Origin of the sequence: Microcoleus sp. F10-B2, assembly GCF_036704965.1 — a bacterium.
GTDB lineage: Bacteria > Cyanobacteriota > Cyanobacteriia > Cyanobacteriales > Microcoleaceae > Microcoleus.
The window spans coordinates 9,577-24,569 of record NZ_JAUBTB010000032.1 but is presented as its reverse complement, the minus strand read 5'-3'; the positions used below and the strand labels follow the sequence as shown (position 1 = coordinate 24,569).

Here is a 14,993-nt window from a genome sequence, read left to right as displayed (position 1 = left end):
AGTATAAGCTGTAGCTGGCGTTACAGATTAAGAGTGTAAATCCTAATTAAATATCTAAACCCGTGACTGCTAAATCTGGAGGATGTTCGACAACAAACTGATAATATAACTCTTGCTTTGCTTGCGGCGGCAGAGACATTATCCATTCCAGCACTCCCATTTCACCTGCTACTATCTTCGGATTAGTGAGAGTCGATCGCACTTTAATTTGTTCATTGCGACTGACTGGCAATTGCTCTTTTAGTGTCAGGTGTATCTGCACCTGATGCAAGTTTGTCACATTTAAGCGATAAGCGTAACTCGTGCGCCTCTGCTGACCGATCAGTTTTTTATCTACTTGTCTTTCTACTAATTCCCGCTCTATTTTTAGCCCTTCATCTATTCCTAAATTCAGTTTATATTCTTCACCAGGCGAAACATTTTCTAACTGGACACTGCCGACAAAAGTGTTGTCGCGAAAGATATTTGCTTTACCGGGAAGCAGAGTTGCGCCTGTCAGCGGATTCACAACAACTGCTTGCAAATAGGCAAAACTTACTAATCGCGGGACGGCTATATATTCAGGTTTAAACGGATAATTTTCGCTGAAAATCGTCACTTTGTGCGGTGTACCGTCGCTGGGAATATTGGTATTTCCCCCTACTTGAAATGAGACAGTGCCACCTTCTCTGGATACTTTGGCTGTGGCTGTTTCAGCTTCTGTGGGTTGGGATGCTGTGTCTATTGTAGTGCCTGCAGAGCCAAAGCGCATCCCTCCTTCAAATACGTCTACTATATCTCCATCAGAATCTGATAAAATTTGACTAGAGCGCGCTATTGACTCGGTATTTCGGTATCTGGCTGTAGAGTGTAAAGTATCGATAAACCAGGGTTCTAGTTTTGGGGGCAAAGTTCCCATTCCCGGCTTTGCTGTGGATAAAGTCAGCGCTACTCCAGTCCAATCTTCGCCTGTATTTTGATTGACTTCGGCTAGGTAATTGAGATTAATTTGGTTGTTGGTAGTGTTGACTCGCAAGTCGTAAAGGGGAGTCCAACGGGCTCGCATGACTACATAGGAAACTTCTAGTTCAAAATTGCCGCTGCCGCTGGGTTCTACGGCGACAATGATGTTAAAATTTTGCTGGGAACGGGGAGTTTGTACTTGCCACAACTGCTGGCGCAAAGCTTCTATTTGCTTGTCTAATTCGCGCTGCTGTCTTTCGTATTGAGCGATCGCGCTTACATATTTTAGGTAATTGGTTCCTAAAAAGTTGAGCAATTCACCAGTTTCGTTTAAACCTACCTGCTGTTTGGCGATGCTGCTGGAAAAGAAACCGACGCTTTTTTCGCTCAAACCTTCCACAAATTTGAGCTGAATTTTTCGGGCGGTTATTTTGTCGTTAATTGCCCGTTTTTGAGTTTCTAATTCTTGGATTTGTTGGGTTAATTCCGCGATGCGATCGCCCACAGGTTCGCTGCTAAACACTGTTTCGGTTCGCACTCCCAGCAATCGCACTGCAACTGTACCCGCACCCGTGGCCCTGACTGACTCTGTTTCGAGGTTTGCCGGTACAGAGGCGATCGCCAATTCCCGTTCGTTTCCCGTCAAAGCGACTGTACCGCGCCGCGTCACCAAAGCGCGATCGGTGTAAACTGTAACTTCTGATATGCTAGTATCTAGTGTTTTGAGGGTATCAGAATTAAGGATTTCTGAGTCAGTCATTGGCAGTTGCTCCTATTTAATAACCGTTTAGTCGATCGCGCATTGTTCAAAGTAGTTTATCGATTAATTTTCCCGATCGCCCATTCCTCTAGAAAACTCTTCAAGCGCATCCAAAGGCGAAGCAAACAAAATGCAGCGTTTAAGCAAAGACAAGTCTAACTCCGGCAGCACTTCGCTGCTAGCAATGCGATCGTAACCTTCCTCTCGCAGATGGTAAAGCTCTAAAGTGCCATCTTCCCAAAACCAGACTTCCGGTACTCCCATCAGTCGGTATTTCTGAAGTTTAATCGGACTACCGCTAGTAATGACTACCTCAATACACAAATCGGGAACATCTTTATCTGTTCCGAAACAATAAGACAAATCTGCCTGATACTCGACTTTCCCCTCAACAATTTGACTGTAACTGCCACTCGGAAAAAATTGTATTCTATTAAATTGAAAAAAATTTATCAGTAGCGCTGCAATCAGACATCTAGTTGCCTCGTGAGGTTTACTAATTCCCACAATTTCTAAAACTCCATCACAATAAAATAAGCGTACATTCGGTACGTCTTCAAAGCCAGCTTGAATTGCCTTGAATTGATGCCATGTCAAACCGCGCCAAGTGAAACGCTGTTCGGCTGCAGGAGAAGTTGTTGGATTGTCTATAGTTTGAACCATGACTGTCCTGTTGATGTTCAAAAGGGTAGCGCGGCGGTGGGCGGGTTTACGAGTTTGCGAAATCCCTAGTTTTAGCCATTGATAATCGGTAAAACCCGCCCCTACGTTTAATCTTAGCTCAGAGGCTCCATTCCTGCCAAATCCAAAATTTGAGGAATTAAATCTTCTCGTTTGACGGCCATCATGTGAACTCCTTGACAAATCTGCCGCGCTAGCTTGACTTGTTCGGCGGCAATTTTTATGCCTTCCTGCAGTGGTTCTGGAGCTTTAGCCAAACGGTCGATCGTCTCTTGCGGAATGTGAACTCCCGGCACGTATTTTTTAATAAATTCAGCATTTTTAGCTGATTTAAACAGAAAGATTCCTGCTAAAATTGGTTTGTTGCAGCCAGCAGCAATATTGTGCATAAACTTATCTAAAAGTTCAAAGTCTGTAATTAATTGACTTTGAAAAAATTGCGCTCCAGCCTCTACTTTTTTCTCAAATCGACTTTGTAAACCAGACCAACTGGGGCATTGCGGATCGACTGCAGCACCGACAAATAAATCGGTAACTCCGTCTGTTAAAGGTTTGTCATTCCAGTCTTGGCCGCCGTTCATTTTTTGAATGACTTGCAACAGCCGTACTGATTCAAAGTCGAATACACTTTTTGCTTTAGGATGGTCGCCGGCTTTGACGGGATCGCCTGTAAGTGCTAATACATTGCGAATGCCTAAAGCGTGGGCTCCCATGAGATCGGCTTGCAGGCCAATTTGATTGCGATCGCGACAAGCAACTTGACAAATTGGCTCAATTCCGTGCTGCACTAAAATCGCCGAAACTGCTAGGGGACACATTCGCAACACTGCGCGACTCCCGTCGGTGATATTAATGGCGTGCACTCTGTTTTTGAGGCGTTGGGCCATTTGAATTGTGTGAGTTATGTCGCCACCTTTTGGCGGGGCAACTTCGGCGGTAATTATAAATTCTCCGGGGGTGGTGCAGGCTGTGCGAAAACGGTTCATGATTATTTGTCTGTTATTGGTTATTTGTTATTTTACAGTTGACAGTTGACAGTTGGCAGTTGTTAGTGGGCAGTTGGCAGTTGTTATTCTTAACCAATAACAACTAACAACTAACAACTAACAACTAAACAGGTAAAGAATAACCGAAAGCTGTCTTAACCTTAGTTAGAGTTTGATTAGCAATAGCTTCTGCTTGTTCTCTTCCGCGACGCAGTACAGACTCTAAATATCCCGGATCGTCCATTATTTCCTTGTATTTATCCTGAATTGGTTTGAGGACATTAACTGTAGTCTCTGTCAGCAAGGGTTTAAATTCTCCCCAACCCATATTTTCACACTCCGCTGTTACTTCTTCCTTAGATTTGCCGGAAAGCAGGAGATAAAGTGTCAGCAAATTTCTAGCTTCGGGGCGCTCTGGGTCGTCAAAAGTCAACCCCCGCACGGCATCTGTTTTGCAGCGCTTGATTTTTTTGGCGATCGCATCTGGCGAATCCAATAAATTAATTCGACTTTGTTCGGAAGGGTCAGATTTCGACATTTTGCGCGTGCCATCTGTCAAACTCATTACCCTCGCACCGTCAGTCCGAATTAACGGTTCGGGAAGTTTCAATACTGGCTTTTCGGGTGTGCCGAATTGGTGATTTAATCTGATCACAAGATCGCGGGTGAGTTCCAAATGCTGTTTTTGGTCTTCTCCCACGGGCACTTTGTCGGCATCGTAAAGCAAAATGTCTGCTGCCATTAACACCGGATAATTTAGCAAGCCTGCGTTGACATTTTCACCTTGTTTTACTGCTTTTTCTTTAAACTGAATCATATCTTCGAGCCAGTTAATCGGCGTAATGCAGTTTAGCAGCCATGCTAGTTCTGTGTGCGCCGAGACGTGGGATTGCACGAAAATAGTAGAATATTCTAAATCGATGCCGCAAGCTAAATAGAGAGCGGCGATTGTATAAGTGTCGGAGGCTAGAGTTGCTGGATTGTGCGGTGCGGTAATTGCGTGCAAATCGACTACGCAGAAATAATTTTCGTACTGACTTTGACCTTCTACCCAGTTGCGAATGGCACCGAGATAATTGCCGAGGTGAAGATTGCCTGTTGGCTGAACTCCAGAAAGAACGCGCTGTTTGCCCATGAGGAAAGAATAGAATTGAACTCACATTTCTATATTGACACGTTATTTTGATTTAAGATACTCTTGGTTGAAATTCACATCTTGCACCGTTGTCAGCAACGGGCTAGAAGCCCGTTACACATTTAAGACATCTGTAAAGACACGGCCTTGCCGTCTCCTTACCTTTTTCAACATCTCTAAGGACACGGCCAGGCCGTGTCCTTAGCCGTAGCATTTAAGAAATGGGCTTAAAAGCAATTACCAATCTGTCAGCAACCTTGCTTTGCGTAGAACAAATGTCAGAACAGTTTCTTCGCCGGTAATAATATCGGCTCTGCCCTCCATTCCCGATTGAATCGAATACTGGCGGGGGACATTAGCCTGGGAGTTTCCGAAGAATTGACTGTTGGCGGATTTGAGTTTGGTTAAATAAGTTTGTTCGGGCTTAATTGCCACTTCGTAATAAGCTGTGCCTAAATTATTAGCGGGATTTTGAGGCGCGATCGCATCTGGGGCGATTTCGCTGACAGTTCCTTTTAACGTGCCGTAATCGGGGAAAGGCAAAGCCGAAATCCTGATCTGTACGGGTTGGCCGATTTGGATGCGGGCGATGTCTTGGGATGTCACCTTGGCTTTGACTACCAGGGGTACGTCGCTGGGGACTATTTGAGCGATCGCGCTGCCGGCTTGTACGGTTTGACCAGTATTTCGTACTTCCAGTCTGAGAATTGTACCATCCGTGGGCGTGCGGATCACGCTATTTTCGAGTTTTAAGTCAATTTGGTTTAGTTCTTTTTTAGCTTGAATTAATTGTTGTTGAATGGACGATTGCTTGACTAGCAAAACCCGCCGACTTCGGCCGAGTCTTTCGGCGACATCCGGTAGCGAGGTGGCGAATTTTACTAAAGCGGATTCGATTAATTCCTGTTGGGCGGAACTTTCACTTTGGATTGTTTTAAATTGGGCGCTGGCCAAAATTTGATTTTCTAAGTCGCGCAGTTGCTGGTTGATTTGCTGTGCTGCTGTTTGAGACTGATTAATTATTTCTTCTAACTGTTTTTTTTGAGCGTCCAAACGCGAAGCGTCTACAACTGCGATCGCATCTCCTTCTTTTACTGTCTGATTCTCGCTGACAGCAATGCTTTCGACGGTGCCTTCGGTGGCTGCTTGCACGACGCGCACTTCTCCGGCCGGACGGACGATCGCGTCTGCTTTGACTGTAGCGCTGTATTTGGTGACGCTAGCAAGGGCGATCGCCCCGCCAAAGGTCGCCACCATCAAAATGCCCCCCAAAGTCGTCCAGCGGCTGACAGGGGGCAAAAACTGGTCGTTATCAAAGGTTTCAGCGGGTGCGGTTTCGGGAGTGAGAGACATGGCGGCTGGGGGAGAGGGGAATAGTTTGGAGTTTGGAGTTTTGAGTTGGGCGAGAGGCAGAGATCGCTGATTTGTTTTGTCACCTTTACTCTCACCTTTCCGGAAACAAAGAATAGGTTTAGAAGTCTAAATCAAAATTCACAGGGTCAAGGTAAAAATCCGCACAGCTTTGCCGTTCCCACCCACAAACTTCGCCAAATATCAAGAGGAGTGAAGCCAGAGGGAGACTGTCATGAAAATACGGCGTTTCCGCCATGAGTTTTGGCACTGTTACCGGGTTTTTCCTGTATGCGTAGGTAGTAAGTAAGTACATAGCTATTAATAGGAGTTATTTATGTCAGAAAATCAACAAGGTTCACTCTTCATCGAACTCACCGATGGAGAATCTGCTACTGTCAGCGGTGGCAGCATTACCAGCGGTAACAGCAGCGGCGGTAACAGCAGCAGCGATGACCTGAATATGCTGTTTTTCCTGCCGCAGCCGAACCAGCTTTATCTGTACGATCCGAACAGCCATCGCCCTTACAAAACCCTAGTGGTTTAGATAGCTGAGTCAGGTTGTGCGCTCGAGTAAATTTTCAAAAATTATCCGTAATATTCCGGAAGCCGCACAGCACTACCAGAAGTATTAGTCAGTATTTACACGAGGCTCTAGAAATTCGATAAGATTTCTAGTTTACCTTCAATTTTATTAAGTTAAACGGAGTCAAATCATGAAAGAAACAAAGGACGATTCACTGTTTGCTGAACTTACATCTGAAGAATCAGCTAGCGTCAACGGCGGTCACTATTATTCTAATCGATACAACTGTTACCGTCCGACCCGTCACGTCGTGTACCGCCGGAATTGCGACGGTTCCTTCAGAGTAGTGTACCGCTACTGGTAAGGTTTAGTGCTGTCAATTGGGCTCGATATATTGATGTGAATTAATAAAGCACCCATAAGTTTATGGGTGCTTTGTTATATTCATTGCATCAGTCCTACAGCATAAATTTCAGAACTTTCGGGGTCGCATGAAATTTTACTGAATTAGGGTTTGCAAGTTTTAAAACATCTTTCAAATTTCGAGATTTTTTAGATTTTTTAGTCTACCTAACTAATAAGCTGAAAGCGAATTAATCTCGACCGACACTAATTTATAAACCGAGAATAGCTATTGATATCAAATCCGGTAGCATTGGAATTAATATTAACCACAGTCAGCACACCGCGAGTGCCTAAGTCCCTACCCCGATTAATTGTAGGGACACGGCACTGCCGTGTCCTATATCTTTGCTATGTACCTCACTTACCTAAAAAATGCTGTATCATGTTTAGTCTAGGAGAGCCTGATTTTTTAACTTATTGCTTCAGTTATCCAAACTCCCAAATTGCCAGCTCTCCACCCACATTTAACCGTGCATTATCACCGAAAGTGAACTTTTTTTCCTGATGAACTTGAGCCTTCATCGTGCAAAAAACCTTGCGAATTCGATAACTTGGAGCAACTTGCTGAGATACTTGTAAAGTAAAACCATGAGAACGATAGGTAGTAATATCTCCTACGCAAGATGAGTCATAGCCAAAGACTCGAAGTAGTAATGCTAGTTCCTCGTGTTCGGCTAAAGTCAATTCCAGATGAACTTCTGAAATGTCGTCAAATAAAGAAGTTTCGGAAGTAGCAAGGTTTTTGAGATAAGCAGCACGGTCAAAGCAACCAGCACTGGTAAGCTTGATGTTTTTATAGTCTAAATAATCCTGATGGAATTCCATCAACCACGCATTGAAGGGTTCTGTCTCTGATTTGAGCGCCAAATAATGAAACCAGGGCACTTTTCTATCTTCGGTTTGACGAACTTGCAAACCAGAAAACGTTTCTTGGGTTAGTAAGGATTTTAGCTTTCCATCTACAATATCAATCTGTCCTGCTTGTTTACTATTGAAACCAATACCCGAAAAACCTTCCCTAAAGCCTTCAGCACCCCCTGGAGCAAAAAGCTCAAGATAGCTATGTTTTCCCCTGAGATAAGTTCCCGCCCAACTCTCTTTATCAGTTTCTACTGTATCTCTGGATATTGTGCAGAATTCTTGGCTGATGAAGTCTGATTTGGCGATCGACTCTAGCGTTTCTGCGTCGAGAGTAACATATAAATGGTTAAATTCTATTCCCATGTTTTTACTTCTTGCACCGGAATTTTTGTTGACTGTTGACTGTTGACTGTTAACGGGCAGGTCGAAAAACTGAATGATAGTTGAGTATTGACTGTTGATTCGATTTGACAATTCCTCAGCTAGCGGAGTTGATATTACAGCATATTCCATGTAAAGGTAGATCGCGAGAAACCGGGTTTCTTGAACAGAATTAGTTGAGAGGCGAGAACTGTAAAGAAACCCGGTTTCTGGGGTGTACTTCATAAACCTGGAAGTTGATATTACAGCATATTCCATGTAAAGGTAGATCGCGAGAAACCGGGTTTCTTGAACAGAATTAGTTGAGAGGCGAGAACTGTAAAGAAACCCGGTTTCTGGGGTGTACTTCATAAACCTGGAATAGGCTGTATATCGTTTCCGGTTACATGGGCACGATCGAGTCTAGGTCAATAATTCCACCTTCCCCGACTCCCGACTCCCTATGTTACCGGCATCGATCTGAGTCCGTCACCGGTGCGTTCAACTCTCTTTACTAGGGAGTGACCAGCTTCTCACCTCACCCAAAGTCACCGGCATCAGAAGCACCACATCCAGGGTAAAGCGGAAAACTTTGCGCCCCCGACGATTATTGTCTGGGTCGTAGAACTCAAGCTTGACATCCCAACAGTCACTGTTGATGCGACAGAACGGGCTTTTTTCGACGTTAATGGTGTCGAGTTGCCGACCTTCCGCGATCGCCCGAGCAAAGGTCACAGCGGCTTGGAAGATGTTGGTGGCGGCGAAGTTGAGGGCCCGATCGCGCGAAGTCTGCCCCACATTGCGAAGATCGTTGTAGACTCGGCTGAGGAAGGCTGTCAGAGCCTGTCGCACGAGGGGTGCTTGGGCTTCGTCCACCCGACGAGAGATTGCCGCCATCGCCGAGTTCACCAGGGTATTGACTTTCCAGCCGTACATTCCCCGCGGGTAAGGTACCGTCACTACAGGCACAACCTCACCGGAGGAGAGTTCCACCGTGCGGTTGGTGCGTCGGGCGGGTATGCTGACCCGCTCCACAAAATCATCGCTCGCTTCTGGCTCGAGTTGCCCCGCCAACATCAGTACAAACATCTCGTAGACTTCGCCGTCGGTTGACTCTAGGGCATAGATTGTGTCTCCATCGAGGTTCAAGGTCCAGATCAGGGAACGGCCTTCATCTGGATTGCGATCGAGGTGCTCGACCATCTGGCGAGCATCGTAGGGGTCTGCCGGCACCGTGATGCCGTTGACTTCGGCGGGAGCCATCTGTTGTTGGAAAGAGTCGCGGCGGGTTTCATCTCCAAAGTCGTAGCCGATCGTCCCTAGGGCGTAAACGTTGCCAGAGTAGGCGGTGCTGGCTTCGACAGTGCCTGTGTCTGCGGGAGTCGCGGCGGCGGTGACGGATGCCTCGGTTAGTGTGGCGGGCAAGACAGCAGGCATCGCTGCACTGGCAACAACCTCTTGGGTAGTGGGGGGGGCATGACTCGCGACGGGGGCGGCATAGCCTGCCCGTTCGGTGCGGATCACTTTGTCGCCCGCGAAGGAAATGGTGAGGGAGGGTTGCCCAAACAGCACTCTCATAGCGCCCGGGATATTGACAAAGCCGCGCAGACAGCGGTCTGGTTCTTCTACAACCTTTGGGTCGCAGGGTATCGCGGTATTGAGCAGTGTCGTTCGGATGGCTTCGGCATCGACGGGTTTGCCCTCTTGCAGTTGCAAACTCATTAGCAGCGCAGAAATGCCCGTGATCGTGGGAGCAGCCATGCTGCTTCCTGTCTGACGCACGGGTTTTTCAGTGCAGGGTTGCGCTCCCAAAATATCTACACCTGGAGCGAGGATACCTTCTTCTGTGTTATTGCCCCCCCAATTACTAAAGTCGGCTGGTGTACCATCGACTTTTGCGGCTCCCACTGCCAAAGTTCCCGGCAGCATGGCGGGCAGACACGAGTATTGGTGTACATTGTTCCCCACCGGCGCGACGATCAAAATATTGTTGTCTTGACATTTCTTAATCGCTTGGACAAGGATCTCTTCCCCTTCCCCCGTTTGGGTGGGGCGACAAAAAGCGCAGTGGATAATATTTGCCCCCAACTCTAAGGCTAAGTCGAAGGCACGGGCTAAGTTGAGGGGTGATAGCATATCGTCATAGTTCCCTAGGGCATCATGGGGCATATTGATTACCCGACAGTTGGGAGCCACACCGAAAACAGGGCTATGCTCTTGCCCCACAATGATACTGGTGACGTGGCAGGCATGGTCATTGAGTTCAACCCGCTCCTTGTTTTTTGGTAGAGCAGCGTAGAATGCAGCTTCCTTCTCTTTACCCTTTAGCCCCTGGTCGCGGATTGCTTGGTAGGTGGCGTAATCTTGTGGGCTGATTGGTTCTGCTGGTTCGTGCCAGTAGGGAACCACCTTGGAGACTTCAGCTCCGGTAAAGCAGGACAATGTGTAATCTGGGTCGCCGTCTAGGATTACGATCGTGATGCGGGGGTCGCCGAGGGTTTGGTTATGGAGTTCAGCCAGTCCGGGGATGCGATCGTCGAGTTCATTGGGGTGGAGTGCCACGGATATTGGGGACGCAGAACTCTCAACTTGACTGGCTGAAACCGCCGACTCCCGTTCACCCTCAGCGACACTCGATGAATCTGGAGCCTGAGCGATCGCATCTGAAGGAGCCAAGTCAACAACCTCGGCCTCACTGTCCTCAACTTGCACCGAGCTATTTTCAAGACTTTCCCACACCTGAGTCGGCGGAATTTTTGCCACTAGCCCAACTGACTCAAACTGACTTCCCAATACTCCTGTTTCACCAGACTCAGGTTCAGCCTCAACTCCACCCAATTCAGTCTCACTGGCTGAGATCATTGCCTCACTCAGCCCTTCTGAACCATCAACCTCAATCGACTCCAGTCCACTTGCTTCAACATTGCGGTTAGGCAACGATCCAATGGCAAATTCTCCAACAGCCGACTCTTCCACATAGTCTAGACCCGTCGCCCGACCAAAAGCATCGCTATCGCCAACCCCCAATGCACAGGGAGCCAGACCCATATTGGTTGCCACCAAGTATAAGTTTTGCTGTAGCACGCCAACGTGCTTAAGCACTGCTGTATAAGCAATAGATCGATACTTACGAAATAGCCGACCGAACCGTGCCGTAATCACCAAGAAGACTTGTGGGCCTATTTGACTGAGAAATTCATAACCTAATGCAGCGAAGATATCATCCTCCGATTCGACTATCTGCTCTAGCTGGTGATTCAGAGGGTCGTAGTGATACACTCCTTGGTTCAAGCCTTGACAAAGCCGTACTACCGGATAAATTTCTAATTCATACATTGTCCCGCCACCAGGATAGGGGCGACGGCTCAACTCGCCATATTCAATATCTGCTTTAAAATCTAGTATTTCTCGCCAATTCTTACCATACCACTCTTCTGTGCTAAGTAATTCCTTAACACGGGCGGTGCGATACAGTAGTTCGCTTAGTTGCTCGATCGAGATCGGATGGTTATCGTCATATTCTCGAACCGATTTTCGTGCTTCGATGGCTTCCGTGAGCGTGGCATCGTTACACATCAACGCCCCCAAGTTCGGACGCGGCATTGGCACAATCCGGTCGCTCATTGGTGGCTTCACTACCGGGAAATCAGACCACTGCTCAATGTCATGAGCTATGACTGGGTAGTCGTGGCGACCGTTGCGGCTGCGACTGTGGAACAGCAGGTTATGAAACTCCCAAAGCTGGAGCGAGGGAGGTTCAGGGTCAGCCGTCAGAAATCCCGCTGCCCACAGCAAATTGAGGAACTGATAGGCGGTTTCTGGTCCGAGGTAGGGCGGTGGCGTCAGTGTTGCTAAGGTTTGGGGCTGGGCGAGTTGAGCCAGCAGCGCACTTGCTCGCCAGTCGAGGAGTTTGACCCGAAACTTGGAGAGGGGGGACTCCAGCACCATTGTGCCTTCGTAGGGATGTTGGTAGGCAAAGCGAGACAGGCCCAGACGGGTTTGTGTCCAGTAGGGTTCGGTCAGATTCAATTCGGCAGATTCCACCATCGGAACCGCCACTGCCAGCGGCAACACAGCGTAACTCAACCAACCCCGCTCATCCAATTGTTGTAGCGTCAGTGCAAACTGTTCCGCGGCTGCCCGACCATCAACTTCGGCTAACCCTTGCACGAGAGATGCGGTGGTGGTGTTGCCTGCCTTGAGACGATCGAGAGCAATACCGATTCCGGGCGTTGTGGCAAGGGTTAGCAAAGCGGTCGGATCGGATTCTGCCGAGTGCAGGGTGTAGTAGTCTTCGGCGCTTTTGACTTGGACAAAAGGGTTGAGGGAAACAGCGAAGGGGTGATGGCTCATAGCGTAGATAATGGGAAACGATGATTGGGAAAGTGAGTCAATGGCAATAGCGATCGGTGAAATTATCAGAAATGGAATCTTATTTGATGTTAAGAATTGGGGTGGTGTAATGTCAGAAGGTTATGATTTTTTTCAGACTGTTGAACGATTGTTTGACGCGCTGGCCCAACGAGAGATTCGTTATGTTCTGGTTGGCGGGGTAGCTCTACTCAGCTATGTGGAGGGTCGCAATACTCAAGATATTGACCTGATCCTGGCTCGTGCCGAGCTTGAAACTTTACCAGAGATTGGTATCCAGAGTGAAGATCAAAAATTTCTTCGTGGAAGATTTGAGGGATTACAAATTGACGTATTGTTAACCCAAAATAAGCTCTTCCGAAAAATATCGCAAGAGTTTGTAGGAGAGCAAAGCTTTGGAAACCGAAAATTTCGATGTGTCACAGTGGTAGGACTCCTAATTTTAAAGTGTTATGCCTTGCCATCTCTCTACCGTCAAGGACAATTTAGCCGTGCCAGCATTTATGAAAATGATATCCTTTTACTGTTGTTAAACTATTCTGTTGATTTAGATATAGTTCTTGACATTTTATCAGACCATTTGTTAACAAGTGATTTAAACAAGGTACGGAGCATTTTAGGAGATATTCAAAGACGAATTCAAAGATTTTCAACTCAGCAGGAAGCACTAGAAGAATAGGGAAAGAGAAGAGCAGTTTTGAATACGTTATTGCTAAGCTTAGCAAAGCGGTCGGATCGGATTCTGCCGACTTCAGGGTGTAGTAGTCTTCGGTGCTTTTGACTTGGACAAAAGGGTTGAGGGAAACAGCGAAGGGGTTATTGCTCATGGCGATGGACAATTACAAAACACAATTAGGTGGGTTAGTCGATGACAGCAGAGTGTTTGCTACAGATGATTGACGGGGAGAGGGTGACGGGGAGATTGATATGTATAGCCTTTCTCAGTAAGATGAGGTGATCTCGCGGGCATAGGGCATAGGGCTCCGTGGGCTTATGCCTCCGTGGGCATCAGTTGCGAGCGGTGTGTACCTCATTTTATTGAGAACCGCTATAGCGTTCTTTTTGCGACTTCATATTACTGTTTGATTCTGACAAAATCACAACCCTGATATCGATCGGTTATTCTAAGTTTTGATCTCGTTGTCAGAGTCATTTTCAATAAAAATCAAAATCCCGGATGCGGTTGACATCCGTCACGTTGATCGTAGTAGAAACAAAAATTTTCTAATCGACTCTTCTCTAACTCTGGCTCTGTAACAGTCACACCAGTACCTGTGATGCAACTTTGACTTTGACAAAAATCATATATTCTATCACCTAAGCTATTAAATAAAAAATATTTTGGTATGTCTTTGATGTTTGTGAAGTAAAACCATAAGACTGGGGTTGCATAGGCTTTAGAGAAGCATGCCATGAGGAGATAAGAGCCACTGAAAATAGAATTCACTTTCTGTGAAAAGTATTTTCGTATATAGGCTGTAAGATACTTTCCTCTAGTTCCTAATGATCCAGGCTGTGCTGGAGCATAAGGACATATATCGACACTACTACGACCGTCTAAGAAAAGTTTAAAGGCAATTGCCTTAGTATCTCTAATCAACACCTGTGTTAATTCATCTGAGTAGTGACCGCCATCGAGAGCGATCGCTGTCCTTGCTAATTCTTCAGGATCTTCCTCGTCATCGATATAGAGATAGAACACTGCACTGGAATCTTCAAGCTTTGAACCCAAGTGAATGCCAATAGTGTTGTTCGTGATTTTGCGAGAGCCAATATGTGCTGCTGAAAACTGCTCAAACAAGTCACGATTAATGCGTACACCCAACCGATTCTCGATTTTATCTAAGAGCTTAAATGCCTGAGCTAGAGATTCCGGCCAAGTCTTTCCTGGATATTTACAAACCTCATGACGCCCTGCTAGCAGTCGGCCACCCTCAACTTGGCAAGAGGATTCAACATAACAAGAACCTTCTATCTCAAGAATTATCTCTTCAAAAAGAGGAAGAGGGAAGGTTGGCTGAACATCAAAAGCCTCTTGGTGGGTTCGGATAAACTGAAGACGGCGGTCTTTGAGATGATTATTTTGAAGCATAGAAGTTAGGGTTATCATCTTAGGTAAGGTACAGTTTCTTAAAGCATTATTTAACGCACCAACCAAACGCAATTTTTGTCGGTAGCACAAAGTTTTATATCCCCCTAAATCCCCCTTAAAAAGGGGGTTAGGGGGGATAAATAAGTGCCAAAAATCACAGCCAACGAGTTTTCACACAATCTCTAACTCTAACAAAGAGTAGGGATTTCTTTGTGATAAGCCCAATGACTTAGAAGAAGACGAGGTAGATCAATAAAGCTAACAAAACTCAGGATAAAGTCAAGTTTTGATCGCAACTCAACATTGTCAACCTCGTCAACAACACACAGCCTAGGAAATCACTACGATAGCAACTGCAAGTTAACTGTCATACGACTAAAGTGAGCTAGGCTATATATCCTTATTCACCATCGTAGGCAGTCACACAGCCAGTGGAAGATGCTTCCGCACCATCGTAGGCAGTCACACAGCCAGTGGAAGATGCTTCCGCACCATCGTAGGCAGTCACACAGCCAGTGGAAGAT

Annotated in this window: 11 protein-coding genes; 3 read left to right on the top strand and 8 right to left on the bottom strand. The window is 46.5% G+C overall.

Going from position 1 to position 14,993, the window contains the following annotated elements:
* Nucleotides 1-46: 46 nt before the first annotated feature.
* The 5 genes from QUA99_RS14390 to QUA99_RS14370 all read right to left on the bottom strand — a co-directional run bounded on the left by QUA99_RS14390 (nucleotide 47) and on the right by QUA99_RS14370 (nucleotide 5,857).
* Nucleotides 47-1,702, bottom strand: a complete 1,656-nt coding sequence (locus QUA99_RS14390; RefSeq protein WP_333237714.1) for a mucoidy inhibitor MuiA family protein — start codon at nucleotides 1,700-1,702, stop codon at nucleotides 47-49.
* 63 nt (nucleotides 1,703-1,765) lie between these two features.
* Entirely contained in the window at nucleotides 1,766-2,365 is a 600-nt protein-coding gene (locus QUA99_RS14385; RefSeq protein ID WP_333237713.1) for a Uma2 family endonuclease, read from the bottom strand.
* A 113-nt stretch (nucleotides 2,366-2,478) separates the two neighbouring features.
* Complete coding sequence (locus QUA99_RS14380; RefSeq protein WP_333237711.1) at nucleotides 2,479-3,369, bottom strand: methylenetetrahydrofolate reductase; 891 nt, start codon at nucleotides 3,367-3,369, stop codon at nucleotides 2,479-2,481.
* 124 nt (nucleotides 3,370-3,493) lie between these two features.
* Nucleotides 3,494-4,504 carry a tryptophan--tRNA ligase gene (trpS, locus tag QUA99_RS14375; protein WP_333237709.1) on the bottom strand — a complete coding sequence of 337 codons (1,011 nt, stop codon included), beginning with the start codon at nucleotides 4,502-4,504 and terminating at the stop codon, nucleotides 3,494-3,496.
* 237 nt (nucleotides 4,505-4,741) lie between these two features.
* A complete protein-coding gene (locus QUA99_RS14370) occupies nucleotides 4,742-5,857 on the bottom strand; it encodes an HlyD family efflux transporter periplasmic adaptor subunit (protein ID WP_333237707.1) in 1,116 nt (371 codons plus the stop codon).
* Nucleotides 5,858-6,191: 334 nt separating this feature from the next.
* Here QUA99_RS14370 and QUA99_RS14365 point away from each other — a divergent pair, with 334 nt between their 5' ends.
* Both QUA99_RS14365 and QUA99_RS14360 read left to right on the top strand, forming a co-directional pair.
* Nucleotides 6,192-6,401 carry a secretion protein HlyD gene (locus QUA99_RS14365; RefSeq protein ID WP_333237705.1) on the top strand — a complete coding sequence of 70 codons (210 nt, stop codon included), beginning with the start codon at nucleotides 6,192-6,194 and terminating at the stop codon, nucleotides 6,399-6,401.
* Nucleotides 6,402-6,570: 169 nt separating this feature from the next.
* A complete protein-coding gene (locus tag QUA99_RS14360; protein ID WP_333237703.1) occupies nucleotides 6,571-6,744 on the top strand; it encodes a hypothetical protein in 174 nt (57 codons plus the stop codon).
* A gap of 467 nt (nucleotides 6,745-7,211) precedes the next feature.
* On the opposite strand, the gene QUA99_RS14355 is transcribed toward QUA99_RS14360, so the two are convergent.
* Complete coding sequence (locus tag QUA99_RS14355; RefSeq protein WP_333381341.1) at nucleotides 7,212-8,378, bottom strand: DUF5829 family protein; 1,167 nt, start codon at nucleotides 8,376-8,378, stop codon at nucleotides 7,212-7,214.
* A 129-nt stretch (nucleotides 8,379-8,507) separates the two neighbouring features.
* Entirely contained in the window at nucleotides 8,508-12,359 is a 3,852-nt protein-coding gene (locus QUA99_RS14350) for a PatA/PatG family cyanobactin maturation protease (protein WP_333237699.1), read from the bottom strand.
* Nucleotides 12,360-12,399: 40 nt separating this feature from the next.
* On the opposite strand from QUA99_RS14350, the gene QUA99_RS14345 reads away from it, so the two are divergent.
* The gene (locus QUA99_RS14345) at nucleotides 12,400-13,056 is read left to right on the top strand and encodes a hypothetical protein (RefSeq protein ID WP_333237697.1); all 657 of its coding nucleotides are present in this window, start codon (nucleotides 12,400-12,402) and stop codon (nucleotides 13,054-13,056) included.
* A 486-nt stretch (nucleotides 13,057-13,542) separates the two neighbouring features.
* Here QUA99_RS14345 and QUA99_RS14340 read toward each other — a convergent pair whose 3' ends face one another.
* Entirely contained in the window at nucleotides 13,543-14,535 is a 993-nt protein-coding gene (locus QUA99_RS14340) for a LynF/TruF/PatF family peptide O-prenyltransferase (RefSeq protein WP_333237695.1), read from the bottom strand.
* Nucleotides 14,536-14,993 lie beyond the last annotated feature (458 nt).